The sequence below is a fragment of the Streptomyces kanamyceticus genome, assembly GCF_008704495.1.
Taxonomy (GTDB): Bacteria; Actinomycetota; Actinomycetes; order Streptomycetales; family Streptomycetaceae; genus Streptomyces; species Streptomyces kanamyceticus.
Genome location: NZ_CP023699.1, coordinates 795,696 through 820,816, shown reverse-complemented (window position 1 = coordinate 820,816; position 25,121 = coordinate 795,696). Strand labels below are relative to the sequence as shown.

17 protein-coding genes are annotated in these 25,121 nt (G+C 70.9%); 11 read left to right on the top strand and 6 right to left on the bottom strand.

The features are described from left to right. Nucleotides 1-29 precede the first annotated feature (29 nt). Entirely contained in the window at nucleotides 30-1,457 is a 1,428-nt protein-coding gene (locus CP970_RS03115) for a lipase maturation factor family protein (RefSeq protein ID WP_055545064.1), read from the bottom strand. Nucleotides 1,458-1,531: 74 nt separating this feature from the next. Here CP970_RS03115 and CP970_RS03110 point away from each other — a divergent pair, with 74 nt between their 5' ends. The 6 genes from CP970_RS03110 (at nucleotide 1,532) to CP970_RS03085 (ending at nucleotide 12,329) form a co-directional block, all read left to right on the top strand. Continuing rightward, on the top strand, nucleotides 1,532-2,785 hold the full coding sequence (locus CP970_RS03110) for a DUF6777 domain-containing protein (RefSeq protein ID WP_224058190.1): 1,254 nt from the start codon (nucleotides 1,532-1,534) through the stop codon (nucleotides 2,783-2,785). 422 nt (nucleotides 2,786-3,207) lie between these two features. After that, nucleotides 3,208-6,075 carry a helix-turn-helix transcriptional regulator gene (locus tag CP970_RS03105; RefSeq protein ID WP_079043292.1) on the top strand — a complete coding sequence of 956 codons (2,868 nt, stop codon included), beginning with the start codon at nucleotides 3,208-3,210 and terminating at the stop codon, nucleotides 6,073-6,075. Between the two features lie 391 nt (nucleotides 6,076-6,466). Next, nucleotides 6,467-7,477 carry a 3-deoxy-7-phosphoheptulonate synthase gene (aroF, locus tag CP970_RS03100; protein ID WP_224059144.1) on the top strand — a complete coding sequence of 337 codons (1,011 nt, stop codon included), beginning with the start codon at nucleotides 6,467-6,469 and terminating at the stop codon, nucleotides 7,475-7,477. 587 nt (nucleotides 7,478-8,064) lie between these two features. Then, nucleotides 8,065-9,033 (top strand): ParB/RepB/Spo0J family partition protein, encoded by a 969-nt coding sequence (locus tag CP970_RS03095; RefSeq protein WP_055545061.1) that lies wholly within the window; start codon nucleotides 8,065-8,067, stop codon nucleotides 9,031-9,033. 344 nt (nucleotides 9,034-9,377) lie between these two features. Then, entirely contained in the window at nucleotides 9,378-11,459 is a 2,082-nt protein-coding gene (locus CP970_RS03090) for a SpoIIE family protein phosphatase (protein WP_224059142.1), read from the top strand. 9 nt (nucleotides 11,460-11,468) lie between these two features. Then, nucleotides 11,469-12,329 (top strand): Fpg/Nei family DNA glycosylase, encoded by an 861-nt coding sequence (locus CP970_RS03085; protein ID WP_055545059.1) that lies wholly within the window; start codon nucleotides 11,469-11,471, stop codon nucleotides 12,327-12,329. A 15-nt stretch (nucleotides 12,330-12,344) separates the two neighbouring features. Here CP970_RS03085 and CP970_RS03080 read toward each other — a convergent pair whose 3' ends face one another. Together CP970_RS03080 and CP970_RS03075 are read right to left on the bottom strand one after the other, a co-directional pair. Next, complete coding sequence (locus CP970_RS03080) at nucleotides 12,345-12,983, bottom strand: zf-HC2 domain-containing protein (protein WP_055545058.1); 639 nt, start codon at nucleotides 12,981-12,983, stop codon at nucleotides 12,345-12,347. Between the two features lie 144 nt (nucleotides 12,984-13,127). Next, nucleotides 13,128-13,649: a hypothetical protein gene (locus tag CP970_RS03075; RefSeq protein WP_055545057.1), complete on the bottom strand. Its 522-nt coding sequence runs from the start codon at nucleotides 13,647-13,649 to the stop codon at nucleotides 13,128-13,130. 290 nt (nucleotides 13,650-13,939) lie between these two features. On the opposite strand from CP970_RS03075, the gene CP970_RS03070 reads away from it, so the two are divergent. Beyond that, nucleotides 13,940-15,223 (top strand): CapA family protein, encoded by a 1,284-nt coding sequence (locus CP970_RS03070; protein WP_079043291.1) that lies wholly within the window; start codon nucleotides 13,940-13,942, stop codon nucleotides 15,221-15,223. Here CP970_RS03070 and CP970_RS03065 read toward each other — a convergent pair. Beyond that, the gene (locus tag CP970_RS03065; protein WP_055545056.1) at nucleotides 15,210-18,125 is read right to left on the bottom strand and encodes a glycoside hydrolase domain-containing protein; all 2,916 of its coding nucleotides are present in this window, start codon (nucleotides 18,123-18,125) and stop codon (nucleotides 15,210-15,212) included. The genes CP970_RS03070 and CP970_RS03065 overlap by 14 nt on opposite strands. Nucleotides 18,126-18,223: 98 nt before the next feature. Between CP970_RS03065 and CP970_RS03060 the strand changes: the two genes are divergently transcribed. The 4 genes from CP970_RS03060 to CP970_RS03045 all read left to right on the top strand — a co-directional run bounded on the left by CP970_RS03060 (nucleotide 18,224) and on the right by CP970_RS03045 (nucleotide 23,106). After that, nucleotides 18,224-19,384 (top strand): ROK family protein, encoded by a 1,161-nt coding sequence (locus CP970_RS03060; protein ID WP_063806027.1) that lies wholly within the window; start codon nucleotides 18,224-18,226, stop codon nucleotides 19,382-19,384. An 88-nt stretch (nucleotides 19,385-19,472) separates the two neighbouring features. Next, the gene (locus tag CP970_RS03055; RefSeq protein WP_398654491.1) at nucleotides 19,473-20,498 is read left to right on the top strand and encodes an ABC transporter permease; all 1,026 of its coding nucleotides are present in this window, start codon (nucleotides 19,473-19,475) and stop codon (nucleotides 20,496-20,498) included. Then, a complete protein-coding gene (locus tag CP970_RS03050) occupies nucleotides 20,495-21,430 on the top strand; it encodes a carbohydrate ABC transporter permease (protein ID WP_055545054.1) in 936 nt (311 codons plus the stop codon). Before CP970_RS03055 ends, CP970_RS03050 begins: the two co-directional genes overlap by 4 nt. 44 nt (nucleotides 21,431-21,474) lie before the next feature. After that, entirely contained in the window at nucleotides 21,475-23,106 is a 1,632-nt protein-coding gene (locus CP970_RS03045) for a type 2 periplasmic-binding domain-containing protein (RefSeq protein ID WP_063806029.1), read from the top strand. Between the two features lie 30 nt (nucleotides 23,107-23,136). Here the strand turns inward: CP970_RS03045 and CP970_RS03040 are convergent, their stop codons facing one another. Then, nucleotides 23,137-24,561 carry an amino acid permease gene (locus tag CP970_RS03040; RefSeq protein ID WP_055545052.1) on the bottom strand — a complete coding sequence of 475 codons (1,425 nt, stop codon included), beginning with the start codon at nucleotides 24,559-24,561 and terminating at the stop codon, nucleotides 23,137-23,139. Nucleotides 24,562-24,651: 90 nt separating this feature from the next. Further along, nucleotides 24,652-25,113, bottom strand: a complete 462-nt coding sequence (locus CP970_RS03035) for a universal stress protein (protein ID WP_055545051.1) — start codon at nucleotides 25,111-25,113, stop codon at nucleotides 24,652-24,654. Between the last annotated feature and the right edge of the window lie 8 nt (nucleotides 25,114-25,121).

Here is a 25,121-nt window from a genome sequence, read left to right as displayed (position 1 = left end):
GGTTCGGCGCCGGTCTTCCCGTGGAGCGCTCAGCGCCGCCGCGCAGGTGTGGAGAGCCGCGTCGGCGCCAGATAGTCACGCACGTACGTCCGCTCCCAGTGCGCACCCGTCTCGCGCAGCTCGCGCCAGGTCGTGTAGCGGTAGCGGTAGAGCCGTGCGCGGATGTACGCGGGCGGCGCGTCGGGCGGGAACGGGCTGGCGTGCAACAGCCTCAGGGTGTCCCGGTCGCCGTCCAGGAGGCGTTCCACCAGCGGGCCGAACCACGACCTGGCGTACGCGGGGGAGAGCGCGGCGAACCACATCATCCAGTCGAGCCGCAGGTGGTAGGGGGCGAACTGGCGCGGCCACCGTCGTACGTCGCCCGGCTTGCCCTTGAACTCGTAGGCGCGCCAGTCGGAGTCCTCGCGCGGCACCGGATCGGCCGTGCCCTCGATGACGATCTCCTGGCGCACCCGGCTGACGCTGCCGAACGCGCCGTAGGAATTGACCAGGTGCAGCGGGTCGAAGGAGGTGTTCATCACCTGCCGCCGGGACAGCAGATTGCGCACCGGGCGGTAGCTCAGCGCCAGGAGCGCCACGGTCACGGAGCCGACCACCACTTCGTACCAGAGCGGAGCGGGCGCGAACGAGCGCGGCGTGTGCCAGGCGGAGAGGTCGAGGGCGGAGACGGCCAGGACGATGGTGAGCCAGTTCAGCCAGGAGAAGTTGCCGGAGAGCACCAGCCACAACTGGGTCGCGATCATCAGACAGGCCGCGCCCGTCGCCACCGGCTGCGGGGTGAACAGCAGGACGGGCACGACGAGTTGGGTGACGTGGTTGGCCGCGACCTCGATCCGGTGCGCGGGCCGGGGGAGCTGGTGGAAGAACCGGCTCAGCGGTCCGGGCATCGGCTGTGTCTCGTGGTGGAAGTAGAGGCAGGTGAGCCTGCGCCAGCAGGCGTCGCCGCGCATCTTGATCAGCCCGGCGCCGAACTCCACGCGGAAGAGCACCCAGCGCAGCAGGAAGAGGACGAGGACGGGCGGCGCGACCTCGTCGTTGCCGAGGAAGATCGCGAGGAAGCCCACCTCGAGGAGCAGTGACTCCCAGCCGAAGCCGTACCAGGTCTGTCCCACGTTCACGACGGAGAGGTAGAGCGCCCAGGGGACCAGCCAGAGCGCCATGGCGCCCCACAGGGGCAGTTGGCCGTCCGCGCCCGTGAGCAGCGCCGCCGCGACCGCGCAGCCCGCCCACGCGCAGAGCGCGAAGAACCGGTCCGAGTAGTGCACCTGGAACAGGCTCGGCGCCTGCCGGAACGGCACGCGCGCGACGTACCGCGGCACCGGCAGCATCCCGCGCTCCCCGATGAGCGGCCGGAACTGCAGGGCCGCCCCCAGGAACGCCACGAGGTACACCGCGGCGAGAGCCCGCTGGAAGACCAGCCTGCTCAGGTCGTACACGTCCGCGGTGAACCACTCCACGGCTCCATTGTGACGCTGGGTGAGGCCGCTCGGCTTGCGGGACGATCGGATGCCCCGCAGACAATGAGGGACAAATGCCCCGGCAACGGCGGGAGAACCCGGTGCGCGTGCCCACCAGGACCTACGCGATGACCTTCGCGATATCCACGGCCCTAGCGGTCGCAGGCGTCGCGGGCCTCGCGGGCTGCGCCGGTGACGGCGACAAGAACGCCGCCGACGGGGAGCGTGAACTGTTCATGCAGCCCGTCGCCGCTCAGGGCCCCGACCCGTTCACCGACTCCACCGCGAAGAGCACCGCGACGCCGCCGCCCGTCACCCGTTCGCCGCAGCCTTCGCCCACCGGCTCCGCCACCCCGCAGGGCACCCGCTCGATCTCGGGCGGCACCCCCGGCCTGTACGGCGGCACCCACGCCGTCGGCAGCTGCGACGTCGGGCAGCAGATCCGTTTCCTCACCGCCGACCAGGCCAAGGCCCGCGCCTTCGCCGAGGCCTCCGGCATCGAGGCGGCCGCGATTCCCGGCTTTCTGCGCGGGCTCACGCCCGTCGTGCTGCGGGCCGACACCCGGGTCACCAACCACGGCTTCCGCGGCGGCTCGGCCACCAGCTTCCAGTCCGTGCTGCAGTCGGGCACGGCCGTCCTCGTCGACGAGCGGGGCCTGCCGCGGGTGCGCTGTGCGTGCGGCAACCCGCTGAAGCCGCCGGTCGCGTTCCAGGGCGCGCCGCGCCACAACGGTCAGCCGTGGGGCGGTTACCAGCCCACCCGTGTCGTCGTGGTGACCCCGGCGCCGCGGCCGATCACCAACATCACCATCGTCAACATCGTCAACAACACCTGGATCGAACGGAAGATCGGGGACGAGGACGCCGACGAGGACCGCAGGGCGAAGCCGCCCGTGAGCCCGACGCAGACCCCGACCCCGACTCCGAAGGACTCGGGCGGCGACCAGGACCAGGGCACGCCCGACCAGAACGTCGTGCCCAACGATCCGGGCCGCACCGATCCGGGCCGCACAGATCCGGGCCAGACCGACCCCACGGACCCCGACTCCTCGTCGGTCGACTGCCCCACGCCCTCCGCGGTGACCGGCACTCCGACGGAGCCCCCGTCCCCGCCGCCGCCCGGCTGCCCCACGCCGACGACGACACCGCCGAGCGAAGTGCCGCCGCAGGAGCCGGAGGATCAGCCCCACGACGAGAGTCCGGAGGACATCGGCCCGGAGACCGTGCCCGACGCGCCGGACCAGTCCGACGACGGCCTCGTGCCCGACGACCCGTACCTGTCCGAGAACCCCCTCGACGACAGCGACCCGGGCTCCTTCGCGAGCTGACCGGAGACCGGGGCGATGGCCGGAGTGGGGCGGGCGCGACGCGCGGGAACCAGTCATGCGGTCCGGAGCGGGGGCATGCCGATCGCGCCATTCGTGCACCCGGCCCTGGTGTCACTGGTGTCCCTGCCGCCCCTGCCGTCGTTTCCCCCGCTTCTCGGACGCCTTCTGAAAGAGCGTTGATTTCACTCATCAGGCAAATACGCATGAGCTTTCGACGTATGTGGAGCGGGTAAATCCGATTTCCCGCCATGTGGCGCATTCGCGACGGTAATAAGATGGCATTGAGTCAAATGGCGCTGGTAGTTGATTTTCAGATATGGCAGAGTATTTGGACGGGTGGTCGGTCAAGTCGAAGGAATTGATCCAGCTGTTCGATCGAGCACTCAAGGATCAGCCGTCAGGCGCGGGGGAGAAGTCGGCTCATGGACTTGGTGGAACGTGGTGAAGAATTCTCGATCATGCAAAAAATGCTCGGCTCCAGTGCGGCCGGGCAGGGCGGAGTCCTTCTGGTCAGCGGCGCGGTGGCCAGCGGCAAGACCGCGCTGCTGCGCGCCTTCGGAGAGCGGGCGACCGCCACGGGCGCACTGTATCTGCAGGCCACCGCCTCAGCGGCGGAGAGCGACCTGCCTCTCGGGGTGATGGGACAGCTGTTGCTCGGCGGCGATCCGCTCGGCGCGGACGCCCGGCGGGCTGCCCGGATCGTGGACCTGATGTCGGATCCCGGCCCTTCGGGGCGTGCGCGGGGGGTACGTGAGGGCGTGCCGATGGGCGAGATTCCCGAGCTCTGCTCGATTGTCCTCGAAAAGGCAAGGGAAAGGCCCGTGCTGCTCAGCATCGACGATGTGCATCATGCCGACAGTGAGTCCCTTGAATGCCTCCTCTACCTGGCCCGCAGGCTGGACGTGAGCCGTATTCTGGTCGTCCTGGGAGAAAACAACGGCTTCTTGGCCGGTAATCCGCGATTGAGGGTCGATTTGCTGCGCCTGCCGGGGTGCCGGAATATCAGGCTCGGCCCGCTCCAGCGGCACGGAGTCGCGGAAATGATCTCTGGATTCGGCGGCCCCGGGTGGCGGACGCGCAAGCTCGTCTCGGACGTCCACCGCATCGGAGGCGGCAGCCCCTTGCTGACGCGTGCGTTGATCGAGGACCACCGCGCCACCGTCGCCGGGGGAGGAACCTCCGCGGAGCTGGTGCCCGGCGAGTCCTTCGTGCAGGCCGTCGCCACCGGCCTGTACCGCAGCGATCCGGCCACCCGGCGCACCGCCTGGGCCCTGGCCGTCGCGGGACCGGAGGTGACGCTCGCCGAACTGGGGGAGGCGCTCACCAGCAGCCGGGAGTCCCTGCACCGCAGTCTGCGCGCGTTGAACGAGGCGGGGCTCCTCGACGCCGGCTGGTTCCGGCACGAGGCGGGCCGCGCCGCGGTGCTCAGAAGCATGGAGCCCGCCGACCGCGCCCGCCTGGAGGCCCGGGTCGCCCGGGTGCTGCACGAGCACGGCGCGGCAGCGACCGTGGTGGTCCAGCATCTGATCGCGGCCGAGACCGTCGAGGCCCCCTGGGCGCTGCGCACGCTCATCGAGGCCGCCGAGCGGGCCCTCGCCGACGACGAGGTCGAGCTCGCCCTCACCTGTCTGCGGGTCGCCCGCGACACCTGCTCCGACCCGCACCAGGCCCTGGAGATACGGGCCGCGCTGACCAGGGCGGGCTGGCGGGTCAACCCGGCCGCCGTCGACCAGCACCTGCCCGAGCTCGGCGCGGCCGCCCTCGAAGGCCGGCTCGGCGCCCGTGACACCGGTGAACTCGTCGGCCACCTCCTGTGGTTCGGCCGTTTCGACCGTGCCCTCGACGTGCTCGGCGCCTCCGAGCGGCACGGCGTGGTGGCGTGCGGAAAGACCGGTGCGGGCGGGCCGCGCGGCCACGACTGCCCGCGCCACTGGCTGACCTACGCCTATCCGGGACTGCCCGCGTCCGCGCGGGCCTGCCTCGGTACGACACCGGAACACGCCCAGGCGACCGAGCACGCGCCGAGCCTGACGCGCAGCCCGCACCAGCGGGCGGCGAGCCTGCTGAAGGCGGTCATCGAAGGCGCGGACGACGACGTGGTGGTCAGGGCCGAGCAGATCCTGCAGAGCACCCGCCTCGACGACCGCACGCTGACCGCGCTCCTGGTCGCGCTGCACTCCCTGGTGCTCACCGACCGCCTGGACGCGGCGGCCTTCTGGTGCGAGACGCTGTTCAACGAGGCCGCAGAGCGGCGCGCCCCGATGTGGCAGGCGCTCCTGGCGTCGGCCAAGGCGCGCGTCGAACTGCGGGCGGGCGCGCTCCTCGCCGCGGACGCGTCGGCGCGTTCGGCGCTCGCCCTGGTGCCCGCCGAGGGCTGGGGCGTGGCTGTCGCCTCGCCCATCGCCACGGCCGTGTTCACCAGTACCGCCCTCGGCAGGATCGACGAGGCAGCGACCCAACTCGGCGTCCCGGTGCCCGACGCGGCCTTCCAGACCCCCGACGGGCTGCTCTACCTGCGGGCCCGCGGCCACTACTACCTCGCGGCCGGCCGCCCCTACGCCGCGCTCGACGACTTCCTCACCTGCGGGGACCTCATGACCCGCTGGGAGTTCGACCTGCCCGCGCTGGTGCCATGGCGCACCGACGCGGCGCAGGCCCACCTCCGGCTCGGGGACGTGGCCCGTGCCCGGGCCCTCGCGGAGGAGCAACTGGCCCTCGTCGGGGCGGGCGGCACCGCGGCGCGGGCCGTGTCGCTGCGGGTGCTCGCGAGCACGCTGGTCGCGGGGCGCCGCGTCGGGCTGCTCGGTGAGGCCGTCGAGATCCTCAGGGAGCGCGGCCACCGGCTCGAACTGGCGTGCGCGACCGATGAGTTGGCCAGAGCGCAGCGCGAGCTCGGGAAGCTGGGGCAGGCGCGGACCCTGGCCCGCAAGGCGCAGCAGCTGGCGGGTGAGTGCGGCATTCCGGTGCCCGGCGTCGCGCCGAAGGAAGGGGCGGGCACCCTGGCCGCCGAGCGCCCATGGCCCCCGGGTCCCCGCCGCAACCCGGTCGAGCTCAGCAATGCCGAACTGCGTGTGGCCACGCTCGCCGTCCGTGGCCACACCAACCGGCAGATCGCCGACAAGCTCTGCATCACCGTCAGTACCGTCGAACAGCACCTGACCCGGGCGTACCGAAAGCTCGACGTCCAGCGCCGCGCGGACCTGGCCGCGAAGCTCAGCCCCCACACCGGCCCCGGCGGCCGCGAAGGTCCCGCGAGCCACGACGACCGCGACCGGCTGTACGTGGTCTAGGAGGTCGGTCATCCGGCTGCCCTCCCGTCCGTGTGTCACCGCGCCGTGCCTTCCGTTTCTACGCGGCGGGCGGTCACAACGCGGTCCGAAGATCTGTGATCATCACAGCCCAGGAGAGCGGGGCCCGGACCCCGGACCCTCGGACCCGGATCCCCGGACCCGGACCCCGGACCCGGCAACTCCGTTCCGCATAAGTGATATTGCGCAGTTGGACAATGTCGTAGACCTCGTTGAGGAAAAGCTCCGGCACTCCTACCGTGGTCGCTCAATGGATTTCGCTCCGCCAGTGGGTTTCCCCGCCCCGCGAGTTCCCGGAATACCGGGAACTCGCGGAAATCCCGGCGAGAGCTTTCCCTTTCGCGATCACGGGAGGAACCCCTTGGTAGTGGTGATGGCCCCGGAGGCCACACAGAAAGATGTGGAAGCAGTCGTCGATCTGGTGCGCACAGCGGGCGGTGACGCATTCGTCAGCCGGGGCGTGACGCGCACCATCGTGGGCCTCGTGGGGGACGTGGAGGCGTTCGACGCCCTCAACCTGGCCCAGCTGCGCGGGGTCCTCGACGTCGTACGGATCTCCGTGCCGTACAAGCTGGTCAGCCGTGAGCACCACCTCGACAGGTCGGTCGTCACCGTGGCGGGCGTGCCCTTCGGCCCCGACACCCTGACCGTGATCGCGGGACCCTGCGCGGTGGAGACCCCCTCCCAGACGCTGGAGGCCGCGCGCCTAGCCAAGGCGGCCGGGGCCGCACTGCTGCGCGGCGGCGCGTTCAAGCCGCGGACCTCGCCGTACGCCTACCAGGGGCTCGGCGAGCGTGGCCTGCGCATCCTCGCCGACGTCAGCGCGGAGACCGGACTCCCCGTGGTCACCGAGGTGATCGACCCGGCGGGTGTCGAACTCGTCGCCCCCTACGCCGACATGCTGCAGATCGGCACGCGCAACATGCACAACTTCGCGCTGCTCCAGGAGGTGGGCGCGGCGGGCAAGCCGGTGCTGCTCAAGCGCGGCTTCGGCGCCACGATCGAGGAGTGGCTGATGGCCGCCGAGTACATCGCGCAGCGCGGCAACCTCGACATCGTGCTCTGCGAGCGCGGCATCCGCACCTTCGAGACCGCCACCCGCAACACCCTGGACATCAGCGCGGTGCCGGTGGTCCAGCGCCTCTCCCACCTGCCGGTGATCGTGGACCCCTCGCATTCGGGCGGCCGCCGCGACCTGGTCCTTCCGCTCACCCGTGCCGCGCTCGCGGTCGGCGCGGACGGCGTCATGATCGACGTACACCCCGACCCGGGAACGGCGCTCTGCGACGGCAACCAGGCGCTGACCCGGGTGGAGGCCGCCGAGGTCGCCACGGCGGTCGCGATCCTCTCCCCGCTGATGGGCCGCAAGCTCGCGCACCCGTAGGTGGAGGGAACACCGATAGGGGTGAATAGGGGTACCCGGCGGCGTGATTTCTGCATTAGTGAGGGGTACCAGGTCCGAATGCGCGTTGTTAGGGTGAACGTGTTCGGTTTGAGGGAAATCTTCCTTCCTGGATCGTGCTGGCACGGATTCCCGTGGGAGGGACAGGGGTGCCGGGTGCGGGTGAATTTCAGTAATTCGACGGGATGTTCGGTTCGGATTCGGCACGGAGATTGACCGCGGCGAGGGCGTCAATATCTGCGCGCGACGCACCCGCCGCGCCTCGTGCCGAACCAGCGCACCTCGTCGACGCACTCCTCCAGAGCCGTGCCGGGCCGGTCCGCCCGGTGGCACCGGAGGGGCGCGGCGGTGTGACCTGAGCGGTTCGGGGTGCCGGGACGCACGCACGGGGGACAACCAGAGCTCAAGGGGGAGTTGAGTTGGCAACACCTGAGCATGAACAGACAGATCCGATAGATCAGTTGGAGAAGGCAGAGCAGACAGTTCAGGTAGAGCAGGCAGTTCAGGTAGAGCAGGCAGTTCAGGTAGAGCAGGCAGTTCAGGTAGGGCAGGCAGAGCAGACAGTTCAGATGGATCAGATGGACCGGCTGATGGTCGTCGAGGTCGAGATCGGCTCGCTGTCGACGGCGGATTCACCGCGCACCACCGGGGTCGACCAGGAGCACGTGGCGGCGCTCGCGGTCGTCCAGACCCCGCTGCCGCCCATCACCGTGCACCGGCCGTCCATGCGCGTGATCGACGGCCTGCACCGATTACGGGCCGCCGAACTCAGGGGACAGCGCAAGATCGCGGTCAGGTACTTCGACGGGGGCGACGCCGACGCCTTCGTGCTCGCCGTCGAGTCCAACGTCACGCACGGCCTGCCGCTCACCACGGCGGACCGCAAGCGGGCCGCGGGGCGCATCATCGCCTCGCACCCGCAGTGGTCGGACCGCATGATCGCCTCGGTCAGCGGCATCGCGCCGGGCACGGTCGCGGACATCCGCAGGCGCGCACCGGGCGGCCGTACGGGCGAGGAGAGCCGGATCGGGCACGACGGCCGGGTCCGGCCGATCAACGGAGCCGAGGGGCGCAGGCTCGCGAGCGAGCTCATCGCCCAGAACCCCGGCCTCTCGCTGCGCCAGGTGGCCCGCGTCGCTTCGATCTCGCCGGAGACGGTCCGCGACGTGCGCAACCGCATGATGCGCGGTGAGGACCCGGTGCCGCGGCGTGGAAGGCAGGCGAGCCACGAGGTCCGTGTCGAGCCCCCGCGCCTGGGCCGCGGCCCCTCGGCCGTGCCCGACAGGGACGCGGCCCAGGACCGGGCAGAGGCGGTGAAGCGGCTCAAGGCGGATCCCGCGCTGCGCTTCAGCGAGATCGGCCGCACCCTGCTGAGGCTGCTCAACCTGCACACGATCAGCATGGAGGAGTGGGACCAGATCATCGACAAGGTTCCGCCGCACTGCCGGGGCGTCGTCGCCTACCTGGCGAGCGAGAGTGCGGAGATGTGGACGGAGGTGGCGGTCCGGGTCCAGAGCAAGGTCGCCGAGACGGCGTAACACCGGCACGAACAAGAACGAACCAGAACGAACAACTAGAACGAACTAGTACGGACCAGTACGGACCAGTAGAACTCCGCGTGGCGGGCCGCTGCCGGGCAGGCACAGCAAAGCGGCCCCGACCAACACGCGAGACCAGTACTTCGCAAGAAGAACAGACCAGTACCTCCCAAGAACAGACCAGCGCTTCGCAGGACCGGAGCCCCACGCGTCGCCTCCCCCCACATGCGCGCGCGAGGGGCTCCGCCTAGCGTGGGCCCATGGACGCGGGAACCGGTGGGCACGCCCCGGCGGGGCACTGCCACTGCGGAACGCAGGACCACGGCTGCGCGCACGGCTGCTTCATGGAGCTGTACGGGGCGGCCCTGCGCATGGGCCGTTTCGACTGGGACCTCGACAGCGGCCTCATGGAGATGGACGCCACGGCCCACGAGGTCTTCGACGTACGCGCCGACGAATACGACAACCGGCCGGAATCCCTCGCCTTCCGCGTCCCGCCCGTCGAGGCCCACCGTCTCGACGAGATCGTCTCGCACGCCCTGAAGGACGGCAGCAGCGCCTATGGCGCGTACTTCCGGGTGCGCCGCCGCGACGGAACCCTGCGCTGGACCCACACCCAGGGTCACATCCTGCGCGACGCCACAGGACGCCCGCGCCGCATCGTCGGCATCGTCACCGACGCCACGCGGGAGCTCGCGGACAGTCCGCTGTGCGAGCGGGTCGACGAGGAGGCCGAGCGGCGCCGCACCACCAGCATCGTGCAGGGCACCACGGCGGCCCTCGCGCACGCCCGCACCGTGCGGGACGTCATCGACGTGCTCAAGGACACCCACGGCCTCGCCCACCTCGGCGCGTCGAACCTGGTCATGGGCCTGGTCGAGGCCGGTCGGATCCGCCTGGTCGCCGAGGGTCCCAAGGACAGCTACGTCCAGGGCACCCGCCTCACCCGGATCGACGAGGCGTACCCGATGAGCGAGGTCGTGCGCACCCTCGCGCCGCGCTACATCGAGACGCCCGAGGACTTCGCGGCGTCCTACCCGCTGCTGTGGCCGCACATCGACGAGCTCGGCATCACCGCGGCGGCCTATCTGCCGCTGATCGCGCAGGCCCGCCCCATCGGCGTGCTCGGCCTGCTCTACCAGGACAAGACCGGCTTCCCCGAAGAGGAGCGCAACGTCCTGGTCGCGCTCGGCAGCAGCATCGCGCAGAGCCTGCAGCGCGCCATGTTCTACGAGCAGGAGAAGGACCTCGCACAGGGCCTCCAGCAGGCCATGCTGCCGCGCAGCATCCCCGGCGTGCCCGGCGCCGAGATCGCCGTCCGCTACCGCTCCGCGGCGCTCGGCAGGGACATCGGCGGCGACTGGTACGACGTGATCCCGCTGCCCGGCGGCCGGGTCGGCGCCGTCATCGGTGACGTCCAGGGCCACGACACGCACGCGGCCGCCGTCATGGGGCAGCTGCGCATCGTGCTGCGCGCGTACGCCGCCGAGGGGCACACCCCCGCCACCGTCATGGCCCGCGCCTCCAGCTTCCTGCACGAACTGGACACCGAGCGCTTCGCGACCTGTCTGTACGCGGAGGCCGACCTGTCGACCGGCGTGGTGCAGTTCGTGCGGGCCGGACACCTCGACCCGCTCGTCCAGCTCACCGAGGGATCATGCCGCCGGGTGCCCGTGGACGGCGGCCTGCCGCTCGGCCTCTCCGCCGAGTTCGGACGGCTCGACTACCCGGTCACCACCTTCGAACTCGACCCGGGCCAGACCCTGTTGCTCTGCACCGACGGCCTCGTCGAGGAACCGGGCGCCGACCTCGACGACGGCATGCGGGCGGTCGCCGAACTCGCCGCCACGGGCCCCCGCGACCTGCAGAAACTCGCCGACCGGCTGTGCGGCATCATCGACGGCAGGGGCGGGGACGACGACGCGGCGCTCCTGCTGCTGCGCCGCCGCATGATCGACGCGCCGCAGTCCGGCGGCCGCCTCCAGCAGCACGTCGCGCCGAGCGACCCGGAGGCGCTCGCCGAGGCCCGGCACATGATCAGGGCGGCGGTGCGCGCCTGGGGAGCGGGCGAGCGCGCCGACGAGATCGAGCTGGTCGCCGACGAGGTGATCACCAACGCGCTGATGCACACCGACGGCTCCGCCATCGTGACCCTGCGGGTCCTGACGGGCACCGACCGGCGTCTGCGGGTCGACGTCGAGGACTCCTCAAGTGCGTTGCCGCGCCGCCGCGAGGCGGGGGAGTCGGGGGTCTCGGGCCGCGGCCTGCTCCTGGTGGACCGGCTCGCGGACGTCTGGGGCGTGGACGCGCGGGGCGGCGGCAAGTGCGTGTGGTGCGAGTTCATCGTGCCCGCCCGGAACGCCCGGAACGCGCGGCACGCTCAGAACACCCAGAACACCCAGAACACCCAGAACGCGCGGGGCTGAGGGAGCGTCATGCCCGAAATGCCCGAAGTCGAAGCCCTGCGCGCCTTCCTGACGGACCATCTGGTCGGCCGCGAGATCGTGCGGGTGCTGCCGGTCGCGATCAGCGTCCTCAAGACGTACGACCCGCCGCTCACCGCCCTGGAGGGCCGCACGGTCACCGCGGTGGCGCGGCACGGCAAGTTCCTCGACATCGACGCCGGGGGGTCGCACCTCGTCACGCACCTGGCCCGCGCGGGCTGGCTCCAGTGGAAGGACCGCCTGCCGGACGGCGTCCCGCGCCCCGGCAAGGGCCCACTGGCGCTGCGGGTGGCCCTGGCGACCGGTGAGGGCTTCGACCTCACGGAGGCGGGCACCCAGAAGCGTCTCGCCGTGTACGTCACCGAGGACCCGCTCACGGTCCCGGGCATCGCCCGCCTCGGCCCCGACCCGCTCGCCGCCGACTTCGACGAGGAGCGCCTTGCCGGGCTGCTCGCGGGCGAACGGCGGCAGATCAAGGGGGCGTTGCGCGACCAGAGCCTGATCGCGGGCATCGGCAACGCCTACAGCGACGAGATCCTGCACGCGGCGCGCATGTCGCCCTTCAAGATCGCGTCGAACCTCACGAAGGAGGAAGTCCATGGGCTGCATGTGGCGCTGCTGGCTACGCTGACCGAGGCGGTGGACCGCTCGCGCGGTGTCGCGGCGGGCCGCCTCAAGGCGGAGAAGAAGAGCGGCCTGCGCGTGCACGGCCGCACCGGCGAGCCGTGCCCCGTGTGCGGCGACACGATCCGGGAGGTGTCCTTCGCCGACTCCTCGCTGCAGTACTGCCCGACGTGCCAGACGGGCGGCAAGCCGCTCGCGGACCGCAGGATGTCGCGACTCCTGAAGTAGCCGAAGCAGTGGCCCCTACGGCCGGTGCAGCGTAAGGAGCACCTGTCCGCCGGCCGTGCGCACCTCGTAGCGGTCCGTCTGCGCCGGGTGCAGCGCGGCGACCCCCCGGACCCGCACGGTGCGCGCGCCCATCCGCCACGTCGTGACGGCCTGCTCGGAACCGTCCGCGCCGACGGCCACCAGCTCGCAGACCCAAGGGAGCGGCGTCTTCTCGCGCATCGTGAGCCCGAGCTCGGTCCCCCAGACGCGCTCCCGCGCCGTCAGCGTCGCGGACACGCCGTCGGGGCCGTGCGCGCTGACGCGCGCGGGCCCGGCGTGCGACGCCGTGAGGATGCCCGCGGCGGGCGCGGCGACGGAGATGACGACCGCGGCGGCCACCGCGTACAGCCGCCGTCCGCGCCGCTCGCGCAGGCGGCGGCTCTCACGCAGCAGCCGCGCCAGGAGCGCGGGGTCCGGCGCGGCGAACGGGTCCACCGAGGGTGGCGTCAGGCGGCCGTAGCACTCCAGCTGCCGGGTCGTGGCGCCGAGTTCGTCGAGTGCGAGCAGACAGGCGGGGCAGGCCGCGAGGTGATCCTCGAAGCGGAAGGCGTCCGCCGTGTCGAGGACGCCGAGCGCGTAGGCGCCGACGTCGCGATGCCGCTCCAGGGGCCTCATGGTGTTCCTTGTCGGTGGGGGTGCTCCTCTCCCTCCGGTACGCAGCGGACAGCCGAATCACTCAAGCCGCGGGGGCGCGCGCCTCCACGGCGCGCCGTGCGCCCGAACAGCACGCCGCGCGGCGGACGTCAGAACAAGCGGACGTCAGAACAGGTGGATCGCCAGATGGCCGAGCGGCAGACCGAGCCGCCAGGCGGGCGTCCACACCTTCGGCCCCTCCTCGTCGCCCGGCACGGGCCCGCCACCGGGCACCGCGTCGAGGTCGGGCGCGAGCAGTTCGGTCTCCTGGAGCCACCGCCACGCCAGATCGGCGAGTTCGAGGTCGGGCATCGCCGCTCCGGTGGCGGCGGCGTCCTCCGCGCGCAGCGCCATGCGGTCGCGGACCCAGTCCTGCCACGGCTGGTCGTACGCCGTCAGGGACAGCCAGGTCTCCAGCTGGGTGACCACCCGGATCCCGGACAGCTCGCCCCTGCTGTCCGACAGGAAGATCGTCAGGGCGAGGGCGTCACGTCCCGCGCGGTACTCGAAGGACGTGGGCGGCATCAGATCGCCGGTGCGCAGCAACTCGTCGGCGATGTACTCGGCGTACAACCACGCCATGGGGATGGCCAGTTCTCCGCTCCGCGGGCCGGGGCCCTCCGCGCTTCCTCTTGCCTCGTGCTGCATCCGCTCCGCCTTCCTCCGGTCCGTGCGCGTCCACCGGCCTCTGGCCCCCCAATCCGGAACACGGATGAGGACAGCCGATTACCCAACAGGGGTGCTGAGCAAGGCGTTTTGCCGATCCTTGACCTGGCTCACGGTTTCATCGCAGGTGGGCGGTGTCGTGTTGTTCGCGTCACAGGGCCAAATGATGTGACTCCGTTTCAGGGACCTTGGCGGCATTGGTCCTTGAAATGCCCTCAGGTCCGTATGTGGATTCGTTTGCCCCTTGTGCCCCGATCCACGGAGACCGCCCGATGACGCAGCACGCACGGAATTCACGCCACACACGGACCACCCCCACCCCGAGAACCTCACGGGCACCACGGAATCTGCGGCGCGCGACGGCCGTCGCGACGGTGCTCCTCATCGGCGGCACGGCCGCCTGCGCGGGACAGCCCGACGACGCCGCGAAGCCCGCCGCGAAGCTCGCCGCGCCGGGCGCGTCGCCGCGCGCCGCCTCGGGCCCCGCCCCCGCCCCCTCGGCGGCGGGCGGCGGTGCGGCGGGCCCGCGCGGCTTCACCCTCGTCGCCTCCGGGGACGTCCTGCCGCACTCCTCGATCATCCGGCAGGCCAACGCCGACGCGGGCGGCGACGGCTACGACTTCGAGCCGATGCTCTCGGGCGCCAAGCCGGTCGTCGCCAAGGCCGATCTGGCGATCTGTCACATGGAGACGGTGTACGGCGCGAACGGCGACTACTCCGGCTACCCCAGCTTCAAGTCGCCGCCCCAGGTAGCCCGCGCCCTCAAGGCCACCGGGTACGACTCGTGCTCCACCGCCTCCAACCACACCCTGGACGCCGGTTCCGCGGGCGTACGCCGCACCCTGGACGCGCTCGACAAGGCGGGCGTCAAGCACGCGGGCTCGGCCCGCTCGGCCGCCGAGGACAAGTCGCCCGCGTGGCTGCGCGCGGGCGGCGCGAAGGTCGCGCAGCTCGCCTACACCTACGGCACCAACGACATCCCGCTGCCCAAGGGCAAGCCCTGGTCGGTCGACCTCATCGACCGCGGCAAGATCGTCGCGGACGCGCGGGCGGCCCGCAGGGCGGGCGCCGACGTCGTGGTCGTCAGCCTGCACTGGGGCAGCGAGTGGCAGGACGAGCCCGACCGGCAGCAGCTGCGGCTCGGCAAGCAGCTCACCGGATCCCGCACCGGCTCCCGCCCGGACATCGACCTCATCCTCGGCACGCACGCGCACGTCCCCCAGGCGTACGAGAAGGTCAACGGCACCTGGATCATCTACGGCATGGGCGACCAGATCGCGGGCAACATGATCAACCACGAGGGCGCCCACGACCCGCGCGGCAACCAGGGCTCCATCGGCCGCTTCACCTTCGCACCTCCCGCCAGGCCGGGGGCCCGGTGGGAGGTGCGCAAGGCCGAGTTCATCCCGATGTGGTTCGACACGGACCCGGGCCGCGTCGTCAACCTGAACAGGGCGCTGGACCGCGGCGCCGAGGTGGGCGGCATCCGCGACCGCATCCGCCGCGTCGTCCTCAGCAGGGGAGCGGGCAAGGCGGGCCTGGTCATGGGGAAGTAGGTCCGACGCTCAGGAGCCAGCCGCGTCCCGGCGCCACCGGGACCGGCTCGCCCGCGGCGAAGCGCCGCTCCTCCTGGAAACCCTCGATCGCGGGCGCGTGCGCCGCCACCGGCCGCCCGTCCGCCGCGGTGAGCACCACGTCCACCGGCTCGGGCGCCCAGGACGCGAGCGCGGTCGCCATGCCGCCAGGACCCTCCCACGTCGTCGCGAGCACACCGTCGTGCCCGGTGCGCACCGGCGGTTCGCCCGCCCACCAGCCCGTCATCTCCGCCTCCGGCAGTCGGAGCCGGTCGAACGCCCGCCACAGCGGCCGCACATCGGTCATCGGCGCCCGCCCCGTCATCCCGAAGACGAGACCGCGCCACGGATTGCCGCCGTCCTGCAGCATCTCGCCCATGAGACCGAACGGGATGCCGGAGATCTCCACGAGCCAGTACGCCGGGTCGGCGCCGTCGGCCCCGTCGTAGTCGAAGAGCTCACCGAGCCAGAGCCGGTCGACGTACGGCAGGAGTTCGGCGTAGAGATTGACGCTGGAGGCGAAGCCGTCCGCCTCCCGGTACTGGTTGCACGAGTGAAGGTCGATGACCGGCGCGGCCTCGCCGGACCGGGCGAGTGCCTTGCGGACCCGCTTCATGGTGGTCCTGTCGTACGCCACGTCGTCCAGGTAGAGCCCGTCGACGCCCACCACTCGGCGCAGCCGCTCGATGCCGCACACGTAGGAGTTGTGCCAGCGCGAGTCGCCGGACGTGACGACCGCGACGTCACCGACGTCGGGCGCCACCCAGCCGGGCACGTGGTCCTCGCCCAGGTGTTCCCTGAGCCAGGCGTGCCCGCCGCCGGGCCCCGCGGCGAAGATCTCGTCGCCGAACGCGGCGAGCACCGGCAACTCCGGTGTGTGGCGGGTGAGTTCGCGGACCGTGTCGTACACCTTCACGCGGACGCCGAGCCGGTGCGCCTCGTCCGTGTAGGCGCGAAGGACCTCGGCGGCGAGCAGGGGATCGTTGATGTAGGGATTGGGGGGTGTGGCGTGGTGCAGATTGACGACGTTCGCGCCGTACTGGGCGACCTCGCCCGGCGACGCGTACGCGTGGTAGTAGCGCTCGGTGAGCTGTCCGCCCGGGTCGAGCGGCTTGAACGGGGTGAGGAGGAGCCGGAACTCGAAGCGGCGGCTCTCGCCCGCGCGCAGCCGCAGCGGCCCGCTGAACGCGGTGAGCTCGCGCGCCCCGTCCGCCGTGCGCAGCCGCACGCCGCCCTCGCCGTCACCCGCCCAGGAGCGCGGTGTGACCAGGGGCTTCTCCCGGTAGTAGTTGGTGTTCAGGGGGCGCGCGTAGTGCTCGTCGCGCAGCGAGAGCTGGAGGCCCGCGGCGGGGTCGCCGAGCCAGAAGGCGTCCTGGTTGCGGGTGGGTGTGTCCCAGCTCCAGTCGTACGCGGCCGGGCAGGCGCGGCCGGTCAGGCCGAGCCCCATCGCGTACCGCGCGACCTCCTCGCGCACCGGGACGGCAAGACTCACGTCGAGCTCGGTGTCGGCGGTCGCCTCCACGGTGGCCCGCACGACGAGGTAGCCGTCGGCCTCCAACTCGCCCTCGGTGCACAGGAGTACGTCCTGTCCGGTGGCCCGCGCCGACCAGCGTGCGCGCGCCGGGCCCGGCTGGTCGACCGTGAGCGGCTCGTGGTCGAGGGGTCGGCCGATGCCGAGTGTCACCGGGGCGGCGAGCAGGTCGCGCTCGGGCCCGTCGGTACGTGTGACGGCCGGGGTGAACGCGGAGGTGATCCGGTGCGGGAGCCCTGCGGGGCCCAGCTCGACGGAGCGGCCGAGGATGGTGAGTCGATGCCCGTCGATCTTCACGGGAGCGAAGGGCGGGACCACTTCGTCGTCCTGCGCCAGCGTCGAGTCCAGCCAGCCCAGGCGGGCGAGCCGCGCCGGTTCGCCCGCGCCGTGATCGTCGACGACGCCGTCGCCGACGGTGAGCACCAGCGGAAGCACCCGCTCCGGGGAGCCCTGCGCGCGGACCGCGATCTCCGCCTCGTACCGCCCTGGCATCGCCTCCTCGGGCACCTCGACGCCGAGCCACAGCGCGCCCACTCCCTCCGCCGCCACCTCGACGCGCCGTTCGAACGCGGTGCCGCGGGCGTCGATGCCGCCGGTGCTCAGACAGCGGGCCGGGAACGGCAGCCCGCGCAGCTCGGCGCGGACGTCCGTGAGATCGGTGAGCGCGTACACGCCGACCTGTACCGCGTAGAACTCGCCGCGGTCGGCCGTGCCCGCGAGCGGCGCGCCGGGCTCGGCGAGCGCCCAGCGTGCGGGCAGCCGTGCGTAGCGGCCCAGCGGATACTCCCTGTCCTCGCCGAAGAGCACGAACGGCTCGCCCTCGTGAGCCTGTTGGAGGGCCGCGCGCTCGGCCGCCGTCGCCGCGAAGCCCAGCGGCGCGAACGAGTCGACCGCGCTCGCCGCCTCGTAGCGGAACGCCTCGGCGCGGGGGAGCGCCGCCCAGCCGGCGGGGTCGTCGAGCCCGCAGCGGTGCACCCAGCCGGGGTCGGCCGTCCTGGTGGGCGGGCGGTAGGCGGCCTGCGGGTAGTAGGGCTTGCCCGTGTGCGCGTACGGCAGGTAGTGCACGGCGTACGCGCCGGGGCCCGCCGTCGGCTCGAAGGAGATGCGGCCGCGTTCGTCGGTCACCTCCACGGCCACCGTGTTGTGCACGCGCAGCCCCGAAGGGGCGAGGACGATCACGTCCACGTCCCGCGCGGTGGAATCCTGGCGCCGCCACGGCAGTTCGGCGGCGACCGCCGGGGCCGCCGCGGTGACGTCCACCAGCAGGCGATGATTTCCGTAGACGTCCTGATCCCAGATGCCGATGCCGCACTCCAGCTCGGGATGGCCGGGCCGCGGTCCTGTCTCACCCATCTGTTGCTCCCCAAGGGCGCTGTTTATTAGGTAAGTTTCTCAATCGCTCCGGGTCACCCTGGGGATGAACCGATCATGCTGTCAAGGGGGAGGGACCCATGAGTGGTGACCCGTTGAGTGGCGATCCGTCACTGCTGCGACGGCTGAACACGGCGGCCGCGCTGCGCGTACTGCGCGAGCGCGCCGAGATCACCGTGCCGGAACTGGCCTCGCTGATCGGCGTGTCCCGGCCCACGGCCCAGGACCTCACCGCCCAACTCCTGCGCGAGGGACGGCTCGTGGAGCTGTCGCCGGGCAGCGGGAACGTCGGCAGGCCCGCCCGCAGGTTCCGCTTCCGCGCCGAGGCGGGCCACGTGCTCGGCGTCGACATCGGCGCGCACAAGATCCTGGTGCTCGCCGCCGACCTGCTCGGCCGCACGGTCGCCGCCCAGCGCGTCGCCGTCACGCCCGAACTCCCCGCGCGGGAGCGGCTCGACGCGGTGCGCGCGGCCGTCAGCGGCTGCCTCGCCCAACCCGGGGCGGCCGCCGTGCGGCCGCTCGCCACCGGCGTGGGCACCAGCGGCATGGTCGACACCGAGGGGCGCGTCGCGGTGAGCGACTCGCTGCCCCAGTGGTCGGGGCTCGACCTCGCGCGCGAACTCGCCGACGCCGCGCCGGGACCCGTGGTGGTGGGCAACGACATCCAGCTGGCCACCCTCGCCGAGTGCACGGGCGGCGTCAGCGTCGACGTGCGCGACTGCGTGTACCTGTACGTGGGAAACCGGCTCGGCATCGGCCTGTGGCTGGGCGGTGAACTGCACCGCGGCCACCACTCCGCCGCCGGTGAGATGGTCGCGGGAGACGGCTGGGAGATGTCCTACCAGCGGCTCCTCGACTGGTTCGCCGGGCACCAGGGCGCGGAGAAGCCCACCCGCGAGAACGCGGCGCGCGCCGTGGTGACCGCCGCCGCGGCGGGCGACGGCGGCGCCCGCTACACGCTGCGGGCCTTCGCCGAGTGCCTCGCCGACAGCCTCACGCGGCACGTCGCGGTGCTCGATCCACGGGCCGTCGTCCTCGGCGGCGGCATCTCCCGCGCGGGCGTCCTGCTCAGCGAGCCCTTCGCCGGGCGCCTGGCCGAACGCTGCCCGTACGCGCCCGAGGTGCGCACCTCCGTGCTCGGCGAGGAATCGACCGCAATCGGGGCAGCCCGCCTCGCACTGGACCAGCTGGAACAGATGCCGCACACCGACCGCGCCGCGCAGAAAAGTCCAACCCCTTAGGACTCGCAGGTGGTTGACGGGCGCGGGCGGCCCTTCCATGATGTGGCTCTCTTTCGGCAAGTTGGCTTCTTAATTACGTCCTTCCGAGGTGCGAGTGACATCCCCTGCAACGCGACGCAGGCCACAGGCCGCGTCGCCCCCCGCGTCCGTATCGAAGTCGACGTCGAAGTCCCCCTCCGGGAAACCGGGTCAGCAGCTGCACAAGCGGCCGCCGTTGTGGGTCCGGCTGCGCGACAACTGGGTGATGCTGGCCCTGATGGCCCCCGGCGTGCTGTTCTTCGTCGGGTTCTTCTACGTGCCGATGCTGGGCAACGTCATCGCCTTCCAGGACTACCAGCCATTCATCGGCTTCAAAGAGAGCCCACTGGTCGGCCTCGCCAACTTCCAGGAGCTGTTCGCCGATCCGGCGTTCTGGGAGGCGGTCCGCAACACCCTGGCCTTCGCCGCGCTCCAGCTGATCTTCTTCTTCCCCGCCCCGCTGGCCCTCGCCCTGCTGATCAATAGCCTGATCAGCCCGCGCATCAAGAAGTTCGTGCAGAGCATCGTCTATCTGCCGCACTTCATCTCGTGGGTCCTTGTCGTCGCACTCTTCCAACAGGTCCTCGGCGGCGCGGGCCTGGTCAGCAACTACCTTCGGGACAACGGCCTTTCCGCACTCGACGTGATGAGCGACCCCAGTACCTTCCCGCTCCTGATCACCGGCCAGGTGATCTGGAAGGACATCGGCTGGGGCATGATCATCTATCTGGCGGCGCTCGCCAACGTCGACCAGAGCCTGTACGAGTCGGCCGCCGTCGACGGCGCGGGCCGCTGGCGCCGCATGTGGCACGTCACGCTGCCCGCCGTACGCGGCGTCACCATCATGCTGCTCGTGCTGCGCCTCGGTGACGTGCTCTCCGTCGGCTTCGAGCAGTTCCTGCTCCAGCGCGACGCGGTCGGGGCCCGCGCCTCGGAAGTCCTCGACACCTACATCTACTACCACGGCGTCGTCTACGGCGACTGGGGCGTCGGCGCGGCGGCTGGCCTGGTCAAGGGAGTCATCGGCGCCCTGATGATCTGGGGCGCCAACAAGGTCGCCCACGCCTTCGGAGAGCACGGGGTGTACAGCAAATGAGCAGCTTCGGATTCCCCCTGCGCGGCAAGGGCGAGCGACAGCGGATACGCGAGGAGCGGCCCGCCTGGGAGGAGCCGCCGTCGAAGATCGGCTCGGCCGCGAAGGCCGTCGTCATCACGGTCATCTGCGCCGTGATGATCCTGCCCTTCCTCACGGTCCTCTCCACCAGCCTCGCATCGCGCGAGGAGATCACCGCGTCCGGCGGCTTCGTCCTGTTCCCCTCGGAGCCGACCCTGGAGGCCTACCGCACGGTCCTGTCCGGCGGCATCGTCTCCCGCGCGGTGGTGGTCAGCGTCCTGATCACCGTGGTCGGCACGGCGCTCTCCCTCCTGACGACGATCGCCCTCGCGTACGCCCTGAGCAAGCGCGGCGTCCCCGGCGGCAAGCCGATCCTCCTGATGGTCCTGTTCACGCTGCTCTTCGCGCCGGGCATGGTCCCGATGTACGTGGTGGTCAAGGAGCTCGGACTCCTCGACTCCTACTGGTCGTTGATCCTCCCTGTGCTGATCAACGCGTTCAACCTGGTGGTGCTCAGGGCGTTCTTCATGAACATTCCCGAGGAGCTCTACCAGGCCGCCCGCATCGACGGCGCGGGGGACTGGCGGATCCTCACGCGCATCGTGCTCCCGCTGTCCAAGGGCGTCGTCGCCGTCGTCGGCCTCTTCTACGCCGTGACGTACTGGAACGCCTTCTTCAACGCGATGCTCTACCTCAACGACTCCGGCAAGTGGCCCATCCAACTGGTCCTGCGCACCTACGTCGTACAGAACAAGTCCATGACCGCGGACCAGCTCGGCATCGCCCACATGCCGCCGCAGCAGTCCCTCTCCATGGCCGTGGTCATGCTCGCGCTGCTGCCGATCCTGGCGCTGTTCCCCTTCCTCCAGAAGTACTTCACCAAGGGCGTGCTCACCGGCGCCATCAAGGGCTGACCCCTCCCCACACGACCTCATCCGCGGAGATTCCCATGACCGGCATGTCCCGACGCACGTTCCTGAGCCTGTCCACCGCCGTCGCCGCGGGCGCGGCCGCCACCTCCCTGACGGGTTGTGGCTCGGCCGCCAAGAAGAGCGGCGAGGCGGCGTCGGCGAAGGTGAAGCTGCCGTCGTACGTCCCCTTCACCAAGATCAAGCCCGATCTGCCGCCGAACGCGAAGGGCCTCTCCGCGGGCTTCCTCTCCTACCCCGAGGAACTGGTGCGCAGCGTCGCGAAGACCCCCGGCGACGGCTCGAACATCACGATGCTCACGGAGATCTGGACCCAGCCGCCGACCCCCAAGGACTCCAACGGCTACTGGAAGGCGGTCGACAAGAACCTCGGCGTCGACCTGACCGCGATCCTCGGCACCGACCCCGGCTACGAGCAGAAGTTCTCCGCCGTCATCGCGGGCGGCGACCTGCCCGACCTGCTCTGGATACCGCCCAACCAGGGCATCCAGCACATCGCCGAACTGCTCGAAGCCAAGTGCGCCGACATCACCAAGTACGTCTCGGGCGACGCGGTGAAGACGTACCCGAACCTCGCCGCCATGTCCCCCGCCCACTGGAAGACGGCCGTGGTCAACGGCAAGATCTGGGGCGCGCCCGTGCCCTACCCGGCGTTCGGGCAGGTCTACGCGGGCAATCCGAAGGTGTGGGCGAAGGCGGACGGCCTTCAGTCGTCCAGCACCGAGGAGTTCCTCGACAAGTGCAAGGAGGTCACCGGCGGCAAGACCTGGGCGCTCGAACCGATCTACGTCAACGCGGTCAACGTCCTGTGCCAGTCCTTCGGCGCGCCCAACAAGTGGCGGCAGAACAAGGACGGTTCACTCACCTGGTTCCAGGAGACCGACGAGTACACCGAGGCCCTCGCCTTCGTGCTCAAGCTGAAGCAGGCCGGTGTCTTCTACCCGGGCAACCCCAAGATGGCCGACGCGTACATCAAGATGGCGCAGGGCGCGATCGGCGCCACCGTGCACGCCAACCCCTACAACGCGCGCAACGAGATCCGCGTCCAGGACCCGGAGCTGGCCGCCGAGATCATGATCCCGTTCGCCGCGGGCGGCAACAAGCCGAACCACCACTACCACCTGGGCACCATCGGCTACACCGCCATCAAGAAGGGCGACGAGAAGCGGGTGCGCATGCTGCTCCGCGTCCTGGACTACCTGGCGGCGCCGTTCGGCAGCAAGGAGCGCGAGTTCCTCGAATACGGCACCGAGGGCGAGGACTTCACCTACGACAAGAACGGCTTCCCCACCCGTACCAAGCAGGGCAAGCAGGAGGTCGAGGGCCTCTACAGCGGCCTGCAGACGGCGACGACCTCGCCCTTCGCCCTGATCGCCTCCAGCTTCCCCGGCGACGAACGGGCGCAGGACGTCAAGGACGTGTACGCGGCCGAGCAGAAGCTCATCGAGACCGCCGTGCGCAACCCGGTGGTCGGCCACTACTCGGACGCGTACACCCAGCACTACGGGCGCATGTCCACCGAGGCGACCGACCTGGTCAACGACATCGTCAGCGGCCGCAAGAAGATCGGCGAGTGGAAGCCGTTCTGGGCCGAGTGGAAGAACAAGGGCCTGGAGCAGATGGCCCGCGAATTCCAGAAGTCGATCGAGAAGAGCGCCTGACGGGTGTTCGAGAAGAGCGCCTGACGGGCGTCACGCCCGGGTGTCCTGCTCTGCCTTCGCCAGCTCCGACTTCCGGTAGGAGTACCCGAAGTACACGACGAGGCCGAGCAGGAACCACACGGCGAACCGCACCCAGGTCTGCCACTGCAGGAACGTGATCAGCCAGATGGAGAAGACGACCCCGAGCGCCGGTACCACCGGCATGCCGGGGCAGCGGAAGGTGCGCGGCAGATCGGGTCGCTTGTAGCGCAGCACGATCACCGCGATACACACCACGACGAACGCCAACAGGATGCCGATGTTGGTGAGTTCGGCCGCCTCGCCGATCGGCAGGAACCCGGCGATGGCGGCCGAGGCGACCCCGACGATCCAGGTCACACGTGTCGGCACGTGCCGGGTCGGGTGGGTCTTGGCGAACCACTTGGGCAGCAGGCCGTCCCGGCTCATCGAGAACCACACACGTGTGCAGCCCAGCATGAACGTGAACATCACCGTCAGGATGCCGATGATCGCGCCGACCGCGATGACGTCCGCGAGCCCGCCGAGCCCCACGGACTTGAAGGCGGTGGAGAAGCCGCTCTCCGGGTCGACGTCCTTGTAGCTCTGCATGCCGGTCAGGACCAGACAGGCCAGGACGTACAGCACCATGGAGATCGCGAGGGAGTAGAGGATCGCCTTCGGCATGTGGCGCTGGGCGTCCTTGGACTCCTCGGCGGCGGTCGACATGGCGTCATAGCCGAAGACGGCGAAGAAGACGGTCGCCGCGCCCGTGAACGCGCCGCTGACCCCGTAGGGGAAGAACGGGTTGTAGTTGCCGGTCTCGATGTGGAAGAAGCCCACCGCGATCACGACGAGCACCACGATCACCTTGAGCACCACCACGATCAGCTCGAAGCGCGCGGCGTTCTTGATGCCGAGGGTGAGCAGATACGCGATGAACAGACACAGGACCGCGGCGAACAGATCGACCTTGTGTCCGTCGCCGGTGCCCGGCGCGCCCATCATCCAGTTCGGCAGTTCGGCGCCCATCTCCTCGACGAGGAAGCCGAAGTAGCCGGAGATGCCGATCGCGACGACCGCGACGATCGCGGTGTACTCCAGGAGCAGGTCCCAGCCGATGAACCAGCCGGTCAGCTCGCCGAGCACCACATAGCCGTACGTGTACGCGGAGCCTGCCTTCGGGATCATGCCCGCGAACTCGGCGTACGAGAACGCGGCGGCCGCGCTCGCGACGCCCGCGATCAGGAAGGAGACGAGGACCGCGGGCCCCGCGGTGCCGTTGGCCACGGCTCCCGCGAGGCTGAAGATCCCGGCGCCGATGATGCCGCCCACGCCGATCGCGGTGAGCTGCCACAGGCCGAGCGTGCGGGTCAGGCCGCCGCCCGACTCGGTCTCTTCGATGTTGTCGATGGGCTTGCGGCGCAGTACGCCGTGTCCCATCCGGAGTCCGGCCATGGGCCTCACCTTTTCGCTGACGGCAGTCGGCTGACGGCGGATCATGATGGCCCAGCCGTGCCCGCGAAGGAAGACGCCACACCAGCGCGGTCAGGGGACGACGGTGACCGGCCAGCGGCCCGCCTTCACCAGACGTACGGCGACGGAGCCGACGATGCGGTGCCCTGCCTGCTCCGAGGCGCCCACGACCACGGCGTCCGCCTTGAGGTCGTCGGCCGCGGTGACCAGGCCGCTGTAGGGGTCGCCGCGGAAGGTGTGGAACTCCCACCGGATGGCGAATATGTCCTTCACCCGCTCGGTCGCCTCGCGGATGTCCGCGATCAGTCCCTCGGCGATCTCGTCGGTGGTCTCCGCGACCGGGGCGCCGAGCGCGGCCCCGGCCGCCATCACCGGCTGGATGTACACCACGGCGAGCAGCGCCCGCTGGCGCCGGGCTAGGCCCCCGGCATATGCCGCCGCGCGGAGCGACGAATCGGAGCCGTCGACTCCGACGACGATCACCTTCGGCCCGTCGGTGCCGCGTTCGAACTGGTGGGACTGGTCTTCGCTCACGCCGAGAG